General features: G+C 22.4%; 14 protein-coding genes and 1 pseudogene. All 15 read right to left on the minus strand.

Annotated elements, in window-relative coordinates:
• Nucleotides 1-15: 15 nt before the first annotated feature.
• The 15 genes and pseudogenes from AADV48_RS01880 to AADV48_RS01950 all read right to left on the minus strand — a co-directional run bounded on the left by AADV48_RS01880 (nt 16) and on the right by AADV48_RS01950 (nt 19371).
• Complete coding sequence (locus tag AADV48_RS01880; RefSeq protein ID WP_423064659.1) at nt 16-327, minus strand: septation protein SpoVG family protein; 312 nt, start codon at nt 325-327, stop codon at nt 16-18.
• A gap of 89 nt (nt 328-416) precedes the next feature.
• Nucleotides 417-642, minus strand: a pseudogene (locus AADV48_RS01885) (SpoVG family protein); the annotation flags it as partial.
• Between the two features lie 351 nt (nt 643-993).
• Entirely contained in the window at nt 994-1824 is an 831-nt protein-coding gene (gene rsmA, locus AADV48_RS01890) for a 16S rRNA (adenine(1518)-N(6)/adenine(1519)-N(6))-dimethyltransferase RsmA (RefSeq protein WP_341266844.1), read from the minus strand.
• A gap of 1401 nt (nt 1825-3225) precedes the next feature.
• Nucleotides 3226-3813: a phosphate propanoyltransferase gene (gene pduL, locus AADV48_RS01895; protein WP_341266387.1), complete on the minus strand. Its 588-nt coding sequence runs from the start codon at nt 3811-3813 to the stop codon at nt 3226-3228.
• A gap of 286 nt (nt 3814-4099) precedes the next feature.
• A complete protein-coding gene (locus tag AADV48_RS01900; protein WP_341266388.1) occupies nt 4100-5758 on the minus strand; it encodes an AAA family ATPase in 1659 nt (552 codons plus the stop codon).
• A 74-nt stretch (nt 5759-5832) separates the two neighbouring features.
• Nucleotides 5833-6681: a 5'-3' exonuclease gene (locus tag AADV48_RS01905; protein ID WP_341266389.1), complete on the minus strand. Its 849-nt coding sequence runs from the start codon at nt 6679-6681 to the stop codon at nt 5833-5835.
• A gap of 28 nt (nt 6682-6709) precedes the next feature.
• Nucleotides 6710-8059, minus strand: coding sequence for a signal recognition particle protein (locus AADV48_RS01910; protein ID WP_341266390.1), 1350 nt, complete (start codon nt 8057-8059; stop codon nt 6710-6712).
• Between the two features lie 46 nt (nt 8060-8105).
• The gene (ftsY, locus tag AADV48_RS01915; protein WP_341266391.1) at nt 8106-9062 is read right to left on the minus strand and encodes a signal recognition particle-docking protein FtsY; all 957 of its coding nucleotides are present in this window, start codon (nt 9060-9062) and stop codon (nt 8106-8108) included.
• A 73-nt stretch (nt 9063-9135) separates the two neighbouring features.
• Nucleotides 9136-11085 (minus strand): type I DNA topoisomerase, encoded by a 1950-nt coding sequence (gene topA, locus AADV48_RS01920; RefSeq protein ID WP_341266392.1) that lies wholly within the window; start codon nt 11083-11085, stop codon nt 9136-9138.
• A 48-nt stretch (nt 11086-11133) separates the two neighbouring features.
• Nucleotides 11134-11985: a ribosome biogenesis GTPase YlqF gene (gene ylqF / locus AADV48_RS01925; protein ID WP_341266393.1), complete on the minus strand. Its 852-nt coding sequence runs from the start codon at nt 11983-11985 to the stop codon at nt 11134-11136.
• 41 nt (nt 11986-12026) lie between these two features.
• On the minus strand, nt 12027-12761 hold the full coding sequence (locus tag AADV48_RS01930; RefSeq protein ID WP_341266394.1) for a hypothetical protein: 735 nt from the start codon (nt 12759-12761) through the stop codon (nt 12027-12029).
• Nucleotides 12762-12832: 71 nt separating this feature from the next.
• Complete coding sequence (gene tilS / locus AADV48_RS01935) at nt 12833-14086, minus strand: tRNA lysidine(34) synthetase TilS (protein WP_341266395.1); 1254 nt, start codon at nt 14084-14086, stop codon at nt 12833-12835.
• Between the two features lie 48 nt (nt 14087-14134).
• Entirely contained in the window at nt 14135-15865 is a 1731-nt protein-coding gene (gene aspS / locus AADV48_RS01940; RefSeq protein ID WP_341266396.1) for an aspartate--tRNA ligase, read from the minus strand.
• A gap of 1 nt (nt 15866) precedes the next feature.
• Nucleotides 15867-17132, minus strand: coding sequence for a histidine--tRNA ligase (gene hisS, locus AADV48_RS01945; RefSeq protein ID WP_341266397.1), 1266 nt, complete (start codon nt 17130-17132; stop codon nt 15867-15869).
• Nucleotides 17133-17142: 10 nt separating this feature from the next.
• Entirely contained in the window at nt 17143-19371 is a 2229-nt protein-coding gene (locus AADV48_RS01950; protein ID WP_341266398.1) for a RelA/SpoT family protein, read from the minus strand.
• Between the last annotated feature and the right edge of the window lie 89 nt (nt 19372-19460).

A 19460-nucleotide genomic window follows, 5' to 3' on the forward strand; every position in this document is an offset into this window, starting at 1 on the left:
TTTGAAGATATCTTTTTATAAAACTTCTTCAGTATTATTTACTTGGTTATTTTCTGTTATTTTATCTTCGCCGTTTTCAATCATTTCTTGAAAAACTTTTTTACATTCTGTTTCGATTATTTGTCTTGTTTCTTGTCTTATTGGATGTGCAATATCTATATAAGCTCCTTTAGAATTTTTAGTACTAGGCATTGCGATAAATAAACTTCTTTCGCCTTGAATCATTTTAATGCCGTGAACTACAAAATCATTGTTTATTGTAATAGTAGCTTTGCCTCTTAATCTTGTTGTATTATTATGATATAAATTAATTTTAACATTTGTTATTTCAAAATTATTAGGTTTATTATCTAAATTTGTAGTTATTTCAGTTTTACTTTCTTGACTGTCTATCATTTCTTGAAAAGTTTTTTTCACGTTATCTTCAATAACTTGTCTAGTTTCTTTGTTGATAGGATGTGCAATATCTACATACATTCCTTTAGAGTTTTTTGTACTAGGCATTGCGATAAAAATACCTTTTTCTCCTTCGATGACTTTGATATTATGTACTACAAAACAATTTTCTAGTGTAATAGATGCAACAGCTTTTAATCTGTTTTTGTTAGTGTATAAATTTGTTCTTACGCAAGTTATTTCCATTGAATATATATTTCCTTATTAATTAATTTATTTTTTTGAAATTTTAATTATTACAAACAACATCTTCCCTCGAAAAAGAGAATACAAAAAACTAAAATATTGTGTTTTAGAAAAAGTTTCTACTTTAATGATTCACTAACATAAACTTCAGTAGTAACTATATCTTATTTAACAAACATTTTAATATTATCTTATTTTTGAAATTAAAAAGTAACTGAGTTTTTGCATTTGTTTGTGTGAGTGTATTAATTATTTATAAACATTTTGTAAACCTTCTACTAAAGAAAGGTAGTTTGTAATTGTTTTGGATAATTATTAACAAAAATAATTTATTTTAATATTATTTATTGTTTAAAATTTTATATTTTCTTTTTTTAAAGAAAAAAAATTAAAAAAAAGATAAGTTATTTCTTTAAAATACGCAACATCTATTTCTTCTGCTCTAATATGCGGAGAGATGTTATTTTGTTGAAAAAAAATTAAAATTTGGCTTTTGCAAATATTAAAATTTTGGCTCAAATTATTTAATAATTTTTTTCTTTTTTGTTTAAAAGCTATTTTAACAAAATATGAAAAATCATTTTTAATAAATTCTTTTTCAAAATCACTTAATAAAAGTTGATCAAATTTTAAAATAATACCATCCACTTTAGGTTGTGGGAAAAACATATTTTTTTTTATCACCTTAATTTTAGTAATATGAAACAAAGATTGCAACATAACACTCAAAGCATTATAATTTTTTTGATTATGACAAGATAAAAGACGCAATCCTACTTCTTTTTGAACCATAATAATTAAATTTTTAATTTGTGATAAAAATAAAATTTTAAATAAAAGTGGAGAAGTTATGTAAAAAGGTAAATTACCAATTAAAATTATATCTTCTTTTTGAAAATATTGTTTAAAATCTTCTTCTAAAGGACGCAATAAAAAATCATCATAAATAATGTCAATTTTATTATTGTCTTCGAAATTTAAAAACTTTTTTAAATCGGGATCAATTTCATAAGCTAAAACTTTTTTAGCTTTTTCCAATATTAAACGTGTTAAACTACCTTGTCCAGGACCAATTTCTACTACATTTTTATTGTCTAAATCAGCTTTTTGAATAATCATTTTTAACAAATTAACATCACTTAAAAAATTTTGTCCATATTTTTTTTTAAATAAATGTTTCATCTTTTTCAACTACATATCTTCTATAAAAAAACATTGATCTTCTTTTCTGAATTTTTATTGCATAATCACAAATTATTGACAATTCTTATTGCAGAAATTACATTCTGTCATCAAATATTTTTATAAACAAAAATATTATTTCCGATATCCTTTTTATTTTATTCCTAAATAATAAGAGGTTCTTTATTATAAGTATAATATATTTTTAATCTTTTTTATCAAAATCATTAATTTCAGTGATGTTGTTTTTGTTTTCTAACAAAATTATTAGATAAATATTTCCGAATATTCTACTTGATAAAATCATTACATAAATTACTTAAAAATTTTATCTTTTTTCTTTTTGTAAATAAAAAACCAAAATATTTATATAAAAATCATCTATTTCTGAATAAACATAAATATCATTAGATTTTACTAAAAAATCCTTTGCAAAATAGAGAATATAATAATGTTGAACAAGATTTTTTTTACCTTAATAAATCTTTTATTTTGTAAAAATAAATTCTAAAATAATAGAAAAACCTATAACTTCAGAAATAATATGCTTTCAAATAAATATGGAAATCGATTAATGAAATAATTTTATATAGAAAAGATAATTCGTTATTTTAACAAAAATTTTATTATTTATAATATCCATTTCTGTATTAGAAATTCAATATGCATTATCAATATAAACATAACAAACCCAGCATAATAAGCATCTTTTTTACATAATCTGAATAATCAAAATCTAATTGATTTATCCAAATTTGTTCAATTAAAAGATATTTATTTTCTTTTTTTATAATAGAAAAGATATTATTTGTATAAACACAATTTGTTTAATTCTAAATATTAATAATTTCATAATATTTAGAAATTATTCGAAAATTATTTACTTCATAATTCGTTTGAAAAAACATCTTTAAATATATAAAAAAATAATAACCTCAACCCACATCATATAATAAAATAACAGTTAATAAAAGTAATTTACTTCTACGGCAAAATATATTCTTTAACATATTATGTTTAGTTTCTAAAAATCTTTTGGCTAATTTTATAAACACTGAAAATATGAACAAACCTTGAGTAATTCATACAACTAAAAATAATATGTATATAACTTAATTGTTCACTACTCCTCAATCTTTGGATTGAAGACATGTTTATGAATTGCTTTATAAAATGATAATTAATATATATATATAACCGTAAATAGAATCATAACCGAATAATGGTTTTTTAAATTCTGTGAGTAATTGATAATTGTTATTCATTATATTTAATGTTTAATAAAACTTCTTTCTAAATAATTGATTTTTAATTTCATTTAGATTTTATTTTTAAAATAAAAAATAATACATATTTTAAAGTTTATTATAATTAGAAAATATTTCACAATTGTTTCAAATATTAAACAACAATTTTATTAATTAATTTTACTGAATCACCTGTTTTTAATAAAAAAGCACTTGCATCATCAGTATCCAAATGACACTCTAAAGAAAAACTATCATCTACTCGACACAAAACATTTCCTAAAATACCTGATTTAATACCATTAATTTCGATATTAACTATTTGTTTATCTACAACATTAAAATCAAGTGCTTCTTTTGTAGAAAAATGAATATGTCTATCAGCAATAATTACCCCTTCTTTAATATTTACTTGTCCTTTAGGACCTATTAAAACAGCTGGAGCTGAATTAGTAATATCTCCTGAAGATCTTACAGGAGCTTGAAATTTACATCTTAAATTATCACTTTGACTTATTTCTATTTGATCTAAATTTCTAGTTGGTCCTAAAATACGAACATTTTTTAAAATATGTCCCGACGTACTCATAACATCAATCTTTTCTGCCGAAGCAAATTGACCTTTTTGTTTCAAATTTTTAAAAAAAGTTAATTGATAATTTTCGGTCCCAAACAAAACATCAAGTGTTTTTTGAGATAAATGTGCATGTCGGCCTGAAATTCCTAATAGTATTGAATTCATAATTAAAATAAATCCTCATTCCTTAATATCAATATATTTTCTTTAAAATTATCTATATTTCTGAATTACAATTCTTTCTTTCGAAAACAACAATATAATTATTACTTTTTTATAATTTAATTATATAAATAATATAACATAAAAAAATAAAAAGAAATTTATGAATAAAATATTATATATTTTTATCCAATTTATTTTATATATAAAAAAGATAAATATTCCACAAATAAACTAAATATTAGGTGTTAATTTCACAAATTATTTATTATTTATAAAAATATTTAATTTAATTTAAAATATTTAAAATGCGGTTGTTTATTGTGTTATTTGACATTTTATATAAATCGTTGTTGTTAACGAAAAATTCTTTATTTATTTTTTTATGTTTTTTTAATTCGTTAACCAATTTTTCCCATATTGTCAATTTGTTATTCTTATATTCTTGAATAATTTCTTGTGCTATTTTATATGAATTATTTATAATAAGTCTAATTCGTTGGTTTTCGTCATTTTCTTCTATCATTATAATATCATTTGGTGTTTTTAATGACATTTTAAAATCTTTTACTATTTGTTTAGTATTTTGAATAGCTTTTTCTAAATCATCACAAGAACCTTGACTAACATCGTTTAAAATTACTTGTTCAGCCGCTCTTCCACCTAATAATACAATAATTTTTTTAACGACATCATTAAAAGTAAATAATAATTTATTATTTTGTGGCGAACTGCTCAATGTATAACCGCCTATTGAGCCTCTTGATTCTATATTAATATAACTGACATCAAAACCTAAAGCATGAGATACAACGGCATGACCTAATTCATGTACAGCAATCCTGTTTTGGTCTGCCTTAACATTTTCATCAGTTTCATCTTGTTTGTTTTTAGGTCCTAATTTTACTTCATTAAAAGATTCATATAATTCATCAGTTGTTAAATGTTTCTTCTGTTTTGAAGCTAATTCAAATGCTTTTTTGATTAAAGAATTAATATCTGATGCAGTTAAACGAGATTGTGCGAAAAATTGTAATAAAGTTTTATCTTCTACAATTGCATTTACATTTACATCGGTAACTCGTGATCCTCTTTTTTTTAAAAAATATTTTAACATATCTTGGATATCTATTTCTTTAGGCGAATCTAAAAAAATTTTTTTTCCTAAACGTCCTTCTCTTAATAAAGCTTTATCTAAAATATCTTCTCTATTAGTAGAACCTAAAACGATACCATAAGGAGGATATGGATTTTTTTCATTATTAGAATTAAAACCATCTATTTCAGATAGTAAAGCATTTAAAGTATCATCTCTTTCGTTTGAATTTCCGTTTGATTCAAAACTTCTTTTTTTCCCGATAGAATCTATCTCATCAATAAAAATAAAAAAATATTTTTTATTTTTTTGTAAAGCTGTTTCTTTAGCAATTGCAAAGAGTTGTCTAACACGAGAAGCTCCTAAACCAACGAATTTTTCTACAAAATCAGAACCATTAACTACAAAAAAAACAGCATTATCTTTTATTTCACCAGCTAAACATTTAGCTAAATAAGTTTTACCAGTACCAGGTGGACCGCATAATAGTATACCTCTCGGTATATGATCGATATTGGATTCAGGTTTTTTTATATTTTGAGCTAATTCGCAAATATCATCAAATATAGAACTATAACCTTTCCAATCTTCCAGTTTTAAAGTGTTTTCACAAACCTCTTTTTCTTTTCCCCATGATTTTGAATCATTTTGTAACAAATTTTTGGTGTCTTTCATTTGATATATAAGTAAACCAAATAATATAATCATAAAAATATTAACAATAATACTTATAATCTTTTGAATTAAAGTTAAATAATATGACTTAGTTTTTTTCTGTAATACTATTTGAGTATATTGCGGTTTTTTTTCTGGTTCTTGTGGTTCTTCGAACATTTGTGGTTGCCAATTCATAAATATAAATTTCCTTTTCTATGAGATCGGTCTAAATTACAAAAAATGATGATTTTAATCAAAAAATCATTTTTTTATTTTTTGAATTTATATTTTTGTACAAAATTTTGTAATAAATGTGTTTTTTGAGTATTTATTTTAGTTTGAGTATAATTCAAACTTAAAGGGACTAATTTATTAATAGTAATTAAAACAAAATTTAAAAAAACTTTTTTTTTGAATTCAATTAATTTAGATTTTATTTTAAAATTTATTTTATCTAAATTATTAAAAATATTTTCTAAATTATAAAATTCTTGTAATAATTTAATAGCAGTTTTAGGTCCTATAGAAGGGACTCCTTTAATATTATCCGAACTATCTCCCACTAAACTTTTAAAATCAACTATTTGATTGGGTTTTAAACAAAAATCTGATTCTAATTTTTGAGAATTATAATAAAGAACATTTTTTAATCCCTTCTTAATTAAAGCAACTATAACATTATTGTCTACTAATTGAAGAAAATCTTTATCACTAGAAAAAATAACAACAGAAACATTATTTACAGAAGCTTGTTGTGCAAGGGTTCCAATAATATCATCTGCTTCATAACCATCTTGAGAATAATGCTTAATACCAGATAATGTCAAATATTCTCTAATCAAATGAATTTGTTTAATTAAAGCATCTGGTGTTTTAACACGTCCTTTTTTATATTCTTCATACATTTTATGTTTGTCTGTTTTTGTTTTAGAATCGAAAACAACACAAATATAATTATCGCTTTGTTTTAAAATTTGTTTAAACATATTAATAAAAACAATTAATGCATTGACATCTTCGCCTTCATTGTTTTGCATTAATTTTGTATTTTTATAATAAGTAGCGTAATAAGCTCTAAAAACTAAAGAATTACCATCTACTAAAACTAACTTACGCATTTCAATTATAATCCTTATTACAAAATTTTTAATTTAAAATTTTATTCAATAAATCTTCAGGATTATTTAAATCATTCAAATCTAAATTGCCTAATTGTTTCGATATTTGTTTTTGTTTTTTAATAAAATCCATCAAATACTGAACATCAATTATTTTAGTTCCTGAACCTTTACTAATTCTTATTCTTCTTCTATTATTGTTTTCGATTAATTTTGGTTTTAATCTTTCTTCTTTGGTCATGCTTTTGATAATAGATTGAAATTTATCTAAACAATCTTGTTCTAAAAAAGGCATTTGTTTTATTTTGGAACTAATTCCCGGAATAAAATTTAATATTTTTTTCATAGAACCTATTTTTTGCAATAATTTAAGTTGTTTCATTAAATCATTATAATTATAATCTTCTTCTAAAATTCTATTAAATGTTTGTTGTTCTTCTATTGTATTTACTTTATCATTAACATTATCCATTAATGTTAAAAAATCACCCATATCTAATAATCTAGAAGCAATACGTTCTGGATAAAAAATTTCAAAATTATCATCATCATGTCTTTCTGATGAAGAAGTAAACTTAATCGGTAACCGAGTGATATATTTCATCGATAAAGCTGCTCCTCCTTTTGTATCAGAATCCATTTTGGTTAAAATGATTCCTGTTGCTCCTATGTTTTCGTGGAAACTTTTAGCTATATTAACCGCTTGTTGTCCTAAAAGAGAATCAGCTACAATTAATATTTCGGAAGGATTCACTTTTTGTTTAATTGTTCTTATTTCTTCTATCATCTCATTATCAATAGTCAAACGCCCTGCAGTATCAATAATAACTGTGTCAAATTTATTATTTAAAGCATATTTGATGCCATTATCAATAATATTTGCAGTTATTTCGTTTGATTGAGAAAACACTTCAATATTTATTTTTTGACCAATAGATTTTAATTGTTCTACAGCTCCGAATCTATTTATATCAGCAGCAATTAATAAAACTTTTTTTTTCATTTTTTTTTGAATAAAAAAAGATAATTTCCCGGCAGTAGTTGTTTTACCACTTCCCTGCAAACCTATTAAAAGAATAATATCTAATTTTTTATTTAAAGTTAAACCGACATTTTTATTTCCTAAGATAAGTGTTAAAACATCTTTTATAATTTTAATAACTTGTTCTTGTGGTTTAATTCCTTTAATAACTTCTTTACCTAAGGTTTTTTGTTTAATCAATTCATTGAATTCAGTAATAACTTCATAACTCACATCAGATTGTAAAAAAGATAAACGAATATCTTTCATTATTATTTCTATATCTTGTTCGCTAATAAATTTGTTGCCTTTAATTTTATTTATAATTTTGGTTAAACTGTTACTTAAAAAACTCATTTTTTTATTTAATACCGCTTTTCTTTATCGTTTTTATAACTAAATATCATTGTCCAAATAAAGCATCTATATAATGATTGATATCAAACGTGATTAAGTCGTCAGCTTGCTCGCCAACTCCTATATATTTAGTTGATAAATCATATATATGTTTGATAGTTAAAATTAAGCCACCTTTACCAATGCCATCGAATTTAGTTAAAATAATACCGCTTAAATTAATAGCTTGATTAAATGTTTCTACTTGTTTCAAACCATTTTGTCCGAACATAGAATCTAAAATTAAAAAAGCTTCATGGGGGGCGTTAGGAATTATTTTTGCAATAACTCTTTTAATTTTTTCTAACTCTTTAATCAAATTAACTTTGTTTTCTAATCTTCCTGAAGTATCACATAAAATAAAATCAAAATCTTTATTTTTAGCATAAGTTAAAGCTTCGAAAAATAAACTTGATGTTGAAACTTTACCTTCTTTATAAAAAACTTCACTATTAGTTTTTTCGCCCCATTGTTTTAATTGTTCTACAGCACCGGTTCTAAAAGTATCTCCGGCTACTAATAACACTTTTTTGTTCTGTTGTTTGAACTTAGAAGCTAATTTACCAATAGTTGTTGTTTTTCCTACTCCATTAACTCCAACAAACAAAAAAACTTTTTTTTGTATTTCTTCTTTATCAATATTTATTTTGTTTGATTTGACATTATCTTTTGTATAAAAAGCCAAAATTTCTTTTTTGATTAAAGGTAATAATTCTACAGATGCCAAAATTTTATTTTCTTTAATTCTTTGTTTAATTAAAGAAATTAAATAAGAAGAAGTTTCAATTCCGATATCTGATTTAATAAATAAAATTTCCAAATCATCTATTAAAGATATATCAATATTTTCTTTTGCTACAACAGCTTCATGCCATTTAATAAAATTAAATTCTAATTTTTTAACCCCTATTAAAATTTCTTTCTTAGGGTTTTTTTTAAATATTTTTTTAAAAAAATCAAACATAAAAAACACCTTTATCATAATATTATATATTATATAAAAAATTAATAATGAAATATTTTTTTATTTATTTGAATTATTTTTTAGATTTTTTTTCTAAATTAATAATTTTATTACATTTAGGAAAAGCACTGCAACCTAAAAATTCACCATATTTACCTTTTCTTTTAACTAAAAAAGAACCACATAAATCACATTTTTCTTCTGTTACCAAAACAACTTTTTGTTGTTTATTTAAATTCATAATTTTATTACATTTAGGAAAAGCACTGCAACCTAAAAATTCACCATATTTACCTTTTCTTTTAACTAAAAAAGAACCACATAAATCACATTTTTCTTCTGTTAATTCAGGTTTAGGTTTTTCTAATTTTTGACTAGCTATTTTATAAAGTTCTCGAAATTCATTATAAAATTTTTTTAAAAGAGTTATTTTATCGATAAGACCTGTTGAAATATCATCTAATTTTTTTTCCATTTTTGCTGTATATTCAACATTAATTATTGAAGAAAAAAAATTATCTAAAATATTTTTGGTTAATATCCCTTTTTCTGTACAAATCATTTTGCCATTCTCAATAACAACATAAAATCTTTTTTTTAATATTTCGATTATTGAAGCATAAGTAGAAGGTCTACCTATTTTTAAATGTTCTAATTCTTTAATTAAAGAAGCTTCTGTAAAACGAACTGGTGGAGTAGTCATTTTTTTAATTATTTCAATTTTATCAGGAACATATTCTTCATTTTTTTTCCAAGAAGGTAAAAAAATATTTTTAAATGGTTTGTTGAATATTTTTTGATAACCATCAAAAAACATTTCATTAGCTTCTGCTTCGAAAAGATACTGATCGACTTCAAAAACAAATTTAGTTGCATTGATAATCGATTCTGACATAAAACTAGCTAAAGTACGCTTATAAATCCTAGTATATAAAGATAATTCATATTTATTTAAATATTTACTTAAACTTTCAGGAGTTCTTTTGATATCAGTCACTCTAATAGCTTCGTGAGCATCTCCAATATTGTTGTTTGTAATATTTGTTTTTTTCTGATTATGTCCTAGATATTCAGAACCATAAGTGTGTTTGATAAAAGATTGAATTTCTTGTGTAAACTCAGAAGAAACTCTAAAAGAATCAGTCCTCATATAAGTAATCAAACCGATTCGTAAATTATTTATATCTACTCCTTCGTAAAGTTTTTGTGCTATAGACATTGTATTTTTAGCGCTCATTGAAAGATTTTGAAAAGCATCTTGTTGCAAAGTAGATGTAATAAAATTTTGTGGAGGTTTCTTTTTAATTTTTTTCTTTTTAATAATTTTTAATAAAAATTTTCTATCTTTAATTTGATTAAAAATTTGAAGCGCTTCCTCTGATTTCATTTTATAATCTTTTGGTTTAATAATTAAATTGGCTGTAAAATCAGCAAAATGAACTTTAATTAAATTAAATTCTTCGGGAATAAATTTATTACGTTGTTCTTCTAAATCAACAATTAATTTTAAGGCAACCGATTGAACTCTTCCAGCTGATTGAGAATTGATTTTTCTAACTAAACGCGATAATTTAAACCCGATAATTCTATCTAAGATTCTTCTTGTTTCTTGAGAATCTACTAATTTTTTATTAATACTTGAGGGCAATTGAAATGCTTTTTGAACTACATTTTTAGTAATTTCGTTAAATAAAATTCTATTTTTTTCTTCAGGATTTAAACCTAAAATTTGGCTCAAATGCCATGCTATAGCTTCACCTTCTCTATCTGGATCTGTTGCTAAAAAAACTTTTTTATTTTTAGTTTTTTGAATTAATTCTTTTACTATTACTTTTTGTTTATCAATAATTATATAATCTGGTTTAAAATTTGCGGAAATATCAATCCCTAAACGTTCTGAACCTTTTAAAGATAAATCCCTAATATGTCCTTTAGAATATAAAACTAAAAAATCATCACCTAAAAAAGTGTTGATAGTTTTTGCTTTTGAAGGAGATTCTAAAATAACTATTTGTTGTTTCATAAGTATATATAACTTTCTTTTTGAGACATATCTTTATTTATGCACCTTTTATAAAAAGTTTTTAAAATAAAGATCATAATTTACTTTTGGCATTTGCTTACTTCTAATTTTTTTTAAAATTAAATTTAATAAATTATTTTCTTGTTCCAAATAAAATGCTTTAGAAGCATTATTATATATTTTATTTCTTAAAACTTGTAATAAATTATCTTTTTCTAGCTCTTCAGAAGTTAAATTAAAAAGAGTTTTTAAATGTGTAAGATAATTATCTTTTAAATATTTTAATAAATAATCTACAATTTCTGCATTCATAAAGAGATTTTCTTTTATGCAACCACAAATAGCTAAAGAATAACCTATTTCTTTATAACTAAATTTAGGCCATAAAACACCAGGAGTATCTAATAATTTCATATCATTATTTAAAGTAATCCACTGCATTTGTTTAGTAACTCCTGGTAAATTAGCGGTTTTAGTTATTTTTTTACCTGCTAAACAATTAATTAATGTTGATTTACCTACATTAGGAACACCCACGATCATCAATTTTAAAAACTTCTTTATCTTTTGATTTTGAAATTGTAAAATCTCTTTAATTTTGGGATATATTTTATTAATATTTAATTTTTGTTTAACATCGATATTTAAATTATACAATATTTTTTTTTTATAAAACAAATTGAGAAAAAAACTATTTTGTTCTAAATCAGCTAAAGAACTTTTATTCAATAAAATTAAAAACGGTTTATTATTTAAAAATTTCAAGAGTTCAAAATTCATACTCGAAAAAGGGATCCTTGCATCTAAAATAATCAAAATACAATCAACTAATTTTAAATTATTTTTAATATTTTTTAAAGTTTTAGACATATGCCCAGGAAACCATTGAATATCAATCACTATTAAATACCATTTTTCTATTTATTATAATAATATATATATTATTTTTTCAATTCTTTATCTATTTCATTTATAATATCATTTATATCTTTACTTTCATCTGCTATAAATCTTTGTTTACTGTAAACTTGTGAAACTTCTTCACCGACCATCGAAATAATCAAACATCCTATTTTATCAATAAGTTTATTATAACAAAGTTTAATAAAAATTTTTTTAGCCCAATGGAAAGGATTAATAATATTTAAAGTATTAGAAAATATATTGAAAATTTTATTAGTTTTACGGTATTTATCGATATATTTTTTATCTACTAATTTTTGTTTTAAAACAAAAATTTGTTTTAAAGTCATTTTTTTAAAAAAGAATATAATTTTTTTATTAAATAAATCATTTATTCTATCGTGCAAATATTGCATCAATAATAAGCTTTCTTCGATAGTAATTTCTAAATAAGGAGCACTGGAATCGGGATAAAAACCAGAAGATATTTCTAAAACTAAATTTTTGCAATTGTGAAACAAAAATAACATATAATCTTCTGGTTTGGATTTAATATTTTCTTTAAAAATATTTTGTTTATCTTGAATCAATATATTAATATCTTCATTTTTTAGTTTGTCATTTTTATTTTTTGTTTTTTTAATGTTTTTCTTTAATTGTTTCAAAACAGATATTAAATACAATAAACAAAAAATTATTAAACCAAACAAAAATCCTACAAAAAAAGATATAAAGATTTGGAATTTATTTATATAATAAAAATCCATAATCATTAAAAACTCCTTATTAAAAAAATAAAATTTCTTTTTATTAATTAAAAAAGTAAATTAAAAAAAGAATTTCTTTAAATTATACCAAAATATATATAATTTTTGCTGCCAAGTGTAGAATTAAAATATAAATTTGGTATCCAAATAATAATATTTTGTTGATCTGTAACCAACCAAATTTTTTCTCTTTCGATTAAATTGATTTTCGAATTTATCAAAAATTTTTTTAATTTTTGTCTTCCAAAATTAAATTGTAAAATATCACCTGGTTTTCTTTGTCTTAATACAAAAGGGGGTTTCAGTTTTTCTGAATCATAAAATATTTTTTGAACTGAAGAACAAAATAATAAAACACGTTTATCAACATTATAATGCAATGAAGGTTGTATAATAGGGTTTATGTTTATTGTTGTATTTTGTTGTTCCCAAAAAAATTTATTATATTGTTTGACTAATAACCACTTCTGAGAAGGCAAATTCCATGTAATATTAGGTTTTTGAATATTTTGCAACCCTTTTACAATATTATTGATCAAATCAAAATTTTTATAAATGTCTTTTTGTTCTAATAAACATAAAATAATATCTTTTTGAATAACATTATCTAATTGTACAAAAGATTTTAAATCAAAATAATTTTCTTCTGTTTTTTTTAAAAAACAATTAGTTTGTTTTCTTATAAAAGTATTCATTTCGGTCATTTGACAATGAAATTTTTGAATATTTTTCGAAAAATTATTTATTTCTTTGAAAAAAGGAATAATTTTATTTCTTATTTTATTGCGAGTATATATATTTAAATTATTAGTATAATCTTCTAAAAAAGGAATTTTATTTTGAACTGCATAAGATATAATTTTTTCTTTCGAAACGTATAAAAATGGTTTTAAAAAATAAAAATTATCATGCAAATATGATGATTGCATCCCGCTATATCCTAACAAAGAACTACCTCGTGAAATTTTAAATAAAATAGTTTCTGCTAAATCATCTAAATGATGAGCTGTTATTAAATAAAAAGTTTTATATTTTAAAGCTATTTCTTTTAATTTTTGTTTTCTTAACATTCTAGCTTGATTTTGGAAATCTTTTTGGTCAATATTCAATTCAAAATAATAAAAGGGGATTTTTTTAAAAATACAATATTGTTGGATTAAAATTTTATCTTTAAATGATTGTTTTCTTTTTAAATGGTTAAAATGCACTACAACTAATGAATATTTTAAATTATATAAATAATCTAATAATACCATAGAGTCTACACCACCACTAACTGAAACAATATAAATATTTTTTTTATCCAAATTTAAGCATAAATGAATATTCACAATAAAAAATCCTTTTATCTTTTTAATATTTTTTATTTTATTATGTGTTTATATCTTTTTTAATTTTAAAATATCTAATTGTTTGTCATCCACTGGACTAGGACTTTGCATCATTAAATCTTGACCTTTTTGGTTTTTAGGAAAACCAATAACATTTCTAATATTATTGGTTTTAGTAAATAACATAACTAAACGATCTAAACCGAGAGCTATCCCACCATGAGGAGGAGCACCATATTTTAAAGCTTCATTTAAAAAACCAAAATTATTTTCTATTTCTTCTTTGTTTAATCCTAATTTTTGAAAAATAAATTCTTGAATATGATAATTAAAATTTCTTAATGAACCGCCACCAACTTCATAACCATTCCAAACCAAATCATAAGATTGTGATTTAACATTTTCAGGATCTTGGTATAATTGATTAATATCTACTGGCGCAGTAAAAGGATGATGTAATGAATAGTATTTACCTTCTGATTTATTAAATTCAAATAAAGGAAAATCAACAACCCATAATAAAGATTCTTTTTGACTATCACATAAATTTAATTTTTGTGCTAATTGATTTCTTAACAAACCTAAAGATTTTAAAACATTATTGTGGATTTCTAAATCATCATCAAAAATAATAAAAAAACAAATTTCTTTTTCTTCTAAAAAAGAATTATCTATAACATATTGACTTAAATACCCTCGAAACAAATTATTCTTTTTTTGCATAAAATTTAAATTCAAATCAAATCTATCTTTAATTATTGTTTTATATTCATCGATTATTCTTCTAGAAAAATAATTAGAATAATTTTCGATATTAATTTTAATACCTTTAATTTTTTGTTTTCTGTTATTTTTTATTAAAGCAACAGAATCAAAATAAGATGTGAAATTTTGAATAAATAAATCAAATCTTAAATCTGGTTTATCTGAACCATATAAATTTAAAGCTTGTTCATAAGTTATTTGAATTAAAGGAGTTTTTAATTTTTGATTTAAAATATTTTGAAAAAGATTTTGCATTATTTCTTCAATTAAAATCATTATTTCTTTTTTACTAAAAAAAGAAGTTTCAATATCTATTTGAGTAAATTCTGGTTGTCTATCAGATCTTAAATCTTCATCACGAAAACAACGAGCTATTTGAAAATATCTTTCAAAACCAGAAATCATATATAACTGTTTAAAAATTTGTGGAGATTGAGGTAAAGCATAAAAAGAAAAAGGATTAATACGAGAAGGTACTAAATAATCTCTTGCTCCTTCGGGTGTAGATTTAGATAAAATAGGAGTTTCTAATTCTAAAAAATTATTATCCAAAAGAGTTTTTCTTATATTTTGAGTGATTTGATGACGTTTTACTAAAAATTGTTTTTGTTTTTCTATTCTCAAATCTAAATAACGATATCTTAAACGATGATCTTCTAAAGAATCTGTTTTATCAAAAACATTCAAAGGTAAATCTTGGGCTTGAGATAAAATTTGACATTTTTCAATTAAAATCTCTATTTTCCCTGTTTTTAAATTTAAATTTTTATTTATTCTTTCGCGAACTAAACCTTGAATCTCGACTACACTTTCTACCTTTAAAGAAGATATTTGAAAATATTGAGGATGTTCTTTATCGAGAACTAATTGTATAATGCCAGAAAAATCTCTTAAAATTAAAAATATTTTCGCTCCTATATTTCTTTTTCTTGCGATCCAACCTTTAATTAAAACTTGTTGTCCTTGATTTTTGAGTGTTATTTCTGTATTAGAAAAAATGTATTTGGTTTTCATTCTATACATGCAATCTTTCTTTTAAAAAAAATATTATTTCTGATGTATCTATGATATAAGATTTTTGTTTCGAAATATCTTTAATAGTAACTTGATTTTTTGCCATTTCTTTTTTACCTACAAAAATAATATATTTAGATTCTAAATCTAAAATCTGACGAAATTGTTTTTGAAAATGTAATATTTTATAATTCATTTCAACTTTTATATTATTTTGTCTAATTGTTCTTAATAAAAATAAAGCATCTAACATAAGAGTATCATCTAAAACAAATACATAAACATCTAATTTTTTTTTTGGATAATTTTGAAAAAACAAATTTTCTTCTAAAACTAACATTAAACGTTCCATACCAATGGCACAACCTATACTATTAATTTTGCGACCACTAAATTCTTGAATCAGCTCGTTGTAATTACCGCCACCACCTAAAATAAAATTTTGTTTATGTTTAAGTGAAAAATAAGAAATTTCAAATACAATATCAGTATAATAATCTAAACCTCTAACTAATTTGAAGTTTACTTCGAAATTAATTTGAGCTTTTGTTAAAACCTCTAAGAGAGTTTGAAATTTATATTTAGATTCTGGAGTTAAATAATCAAAAATAACCGGAGCATCTTTTAAAAATTTTTTAGCAACACACTCTTTACAATCAAAAATTCTTAAAATATTTGACTCGATTCTTTTTAAACATAAATCACATAATTGATTTTTATTTTTTAATATATAAGGTTTAAAATCATGTAAAAAACTGTTACGTGAGTTTAAATCTCCTAAACTATTAATTATAATTTTAGATTGTTTCAAATTAAGTTCATTTAAAAGATCATTGATTAAAATAAAAATTTCTATTTCTAACACAAAATTTTGAATCCCAATCACTTCAAAACCTATTTGATTAAATTGTCGATAACGTCCTTTTTGAGGTCTTTCATAACGAAAAAAAGGTCCATAATAATAAAATTTTTTTAATTCATTAGCATGATAAAATTTATTTTCAACATAACTTCTAACGATAGATGCTGTTCCTTCTGGTCTTAAAGCTATTTTTTTACCTTTTTTGTCTACAAATTGAAAAAGCTCTTTTAAAACCATTTCAGAATATTGAGAAGAACGTTGAAAAATTTCATAATATTCTATAATAGGAGTTCTAATTTCTTGAAAATTATAATTTTCTAAATATTTTTTTATTTTATTTTCTATAATAACCCATTTATCAATTTCAGGAAATATTAAATCATGCATTCCTTTAATTTTTTTCATAATTTTATATTTAATTAATTCCTCTATAAATTTGATAAATATTCGGCAATTGAGATAAATGAGAAATAAGTTTTTCTATTTCTTGAATATTATTAATTAAAATTTTTAATCTAATTTTTGTTTCATTATTTTTGTAATTAATTACGTTCATTTTTAAAATATCAATACCTAATAAATGAATTTTTTTATTAATATCAATAAAAACTGAAGGGCCTCGTGCCACTATTAAAAAAATCCAAGTAAAATATTTTAATTTAGTATTTTTATGCCAATGTGCAGAAATCATTTTATCGGCACTATTTTTATATAAATTAGGACATTGTTTTCTGTGAATTTTAATACCACCTTGCCCTTTAGAAATAAAACCTAAAATATCTTCGTCGAAAACAGGGGAACAACAATTAGCTAATTGTAATTTAACGTTTTTAACTCCTTCAACGAAAACACCGATATCATTATAATAAAATAATTTATCATAATGTTTAAGTATTTTAGTATCTGCTGATTCTTTTTTTTTGTCTAAAGCTTCATAAATTTTACTGATAACTAAGTTACAAGTAATTTTTTTATTAGCAATAGCAATATATAATTCATTCACATTATGGATTTCTTGTTTATGAAAATATTTATTTAAAAAATTTGGATCAATTACAAAATCTATTTGTTTGCTATTTAATTCTTTTTTTAAAAGTTCTTGACCTGTTTGAATTAAATATAAATTTTCTTTTTTATTTTTATTTAAAAATTTTTTAATTAATTTTTTAGCATAAACGGTTTTAACTATTGTTAACCATTCTTTGTTTACACGAAAAACATTTTTATTAGTTTGAATATCAATAATATCACCGTTTTTTAAAATGTAATCTAAAGATACAATTTTACCATTGATAATGGCGTTTGTTATTCTGTAACCAATAGAAGAATGGATGAAAAAAGCAAAATCAATGGGTGTGGAACCTTTTGGTAATTCAAAAACTTCTTGTTTGGGAGTAAAAACATATACATTTTCTGTTAGAATATCATTTTTAATAGCATTGACAAAATATTTAGAATTTTTATGCAAATTACTATCTGAATCTTGAGTTATTTTAATTAATTCTTGGTACCATCTCAATTTTTGAGCAATTTCTAATTGTTTATCTTTTTTGGAATAAGTTATATTCTCTTTATAACCCCAATGTGCAGCAATTCCTTGTTCAGCGATTTCATTCATTTTTTTAGTTCTTATTTGCAATTCAAATAAAGTTCCATCTTCAGATAAAACAGTATTATGTAAGGATTGATATAAATTAGATTTAGGAACCGCAATATAATCTTTAAATCTTAATGGTAAAGGTACATAATGAGAATGAATAATTCCTAAACAACGATAACATAAATCTACTTCATCTACAATAATACGAATAGCTAATAAATCAAAAATTTCGTCAAAACTTAATTTCCTTTTATTCATTTTTTTATAAATACTATAAATATTTTTGCTTCTTCCGCTGATAGAACAATTTTGAATATTAGAATTATGAAATAAAACTTCAATATTACTAATGATTTTGTTAATAGATTTTTCTCTTTCATTTTTTTTCATATTAATCAAACTAGAAATACGATAATATTCATTAGGATTAATATAACGAAAAGATAAATCTTCTAATTCTGATTTGATTTTGAATAAACCTAAACGATGTGTTAAAGGAACATAAATACTTAAAGTTTCTTTAGAAATACGCACTCTTTTATCAGGTCTCATTATTTTTAAAGTTTGCATATTATGCAATCTATCAGCTAGTTTAATAAGTACTACGCGAATATCATTCGCCATAGCTAAAAACATTTTTTGTTGATTGTCAATTTGTGTTTGTTGTTGATTAAACACAATTTTAGTTAATTTAGTAGTTCGTTCTACTAAGACAGCAACATCTTCACCTGCAAAAGATTTTAATTCTTCCAGAGTTAAATCAGTATCTTCTAGTGTATCGTGTAACAAACTCGCAATCAAAGTATTAGGTTCACTCTTTAAATCAGATAGAATTTGAGTAACCATAATAGGATGAATAATAAAATCTTCTCCTGTAGCTCTTTTTTGATTTTTGTGTTTTTCTTTAGCTAATAAATAAGATTGATGTATTTTATTCAAAATATCAGTATTTTTAATATATGACTTAATTTTAGCCATTAATTCAGAATATATTTTATTTTCTTGTTTAGATTCGTTATCAGTTGTATTTGTTAATAATAACACAAACTAAACCGCCTATTCCATTTTATATACATAATTTATAAATGATATTTTCAAACATTAAACAAATGCAAATACATAAGTTTAAAGTA

The sequence above is a fragment of the Candidatus Phytoplasma fraxini genome (genome assembly GCF_038024965.1).
GTDB lineage: Bacteria > Bacillota_I > Bacilli_A > Acholeplasmatales > Acholeplasmataceae > Phytoplasma > Phytoplasma fraxini.

Bases quoted from the DNA above. Each gene is read 5' to 3' on its own strand.
- aspS (WP_341266396.1), bottom strand. From the start codon at position 15,865: ATGAAAACCAAATACATTTTTTCTAATACAGAAATAACACTCAAAAAT.
- AADV48_RS01905 (WP_341266389.1), bottom strand. From the start codon at position 6,681: ATGCGTAAGTTAGTTTTAGTAGATGGTAATTCTTTAGTTTTTAGAGCT.
- topA (WP_341266392.1), bottom strand. From the start codon at position 11,085: ATGAAACAACAAATAGTTATTTTAGAATCTCCTTCAAAAGCAAAAACT.
- pduL (WP_341266387.1), bottom strand. From the start codon at position 3,813: ATGAATTCAATACTATTAGGAATTTCAGGCCGACATGCACATTTATCT.
- AADV48_RS01900 (WP_341266388.1), bottom strand. From the start codon at position 5,758: ATGAATTGGCAACCACAAATGTTCGAAGAACCACAAGAACCAGAAAAA.
- AADV48_RS01910 (WP_341266390.1), bottom strand. From the start codon at position 8,059: ATGAGTTTTTTAAGTAACAGTTTAACCAAAATTATAAATAAAATTAAA.
- hisS (WP_341266397.1), bottom strand. From the start codon at position 17,132: ATGAAAAAAATTAAAGGAATGCATGATTTAATATTTCCTGAAATTGAT.
- ftsY (WP_341266391.1), bottom strand. From the start codon at position 9,062: ATGTTTGATTTTTTTAAAAAAATATTTAAAAAAAACCCTAAGAAAGAA.
- AADV48_RS01930 (WP_341266394.1), bottom strand. From the start codon at position 12,761: ATGATTATGGATTTTTATTATATAAATAAATTCCAAATCTTTATATCT.
- rsmA (WP_341266844.1), bottom strand. From the start codon at position 1,824: ATGAAACATTTATTTAAAAAAAAATATGGACAAAATTTTTTAAGTGAT.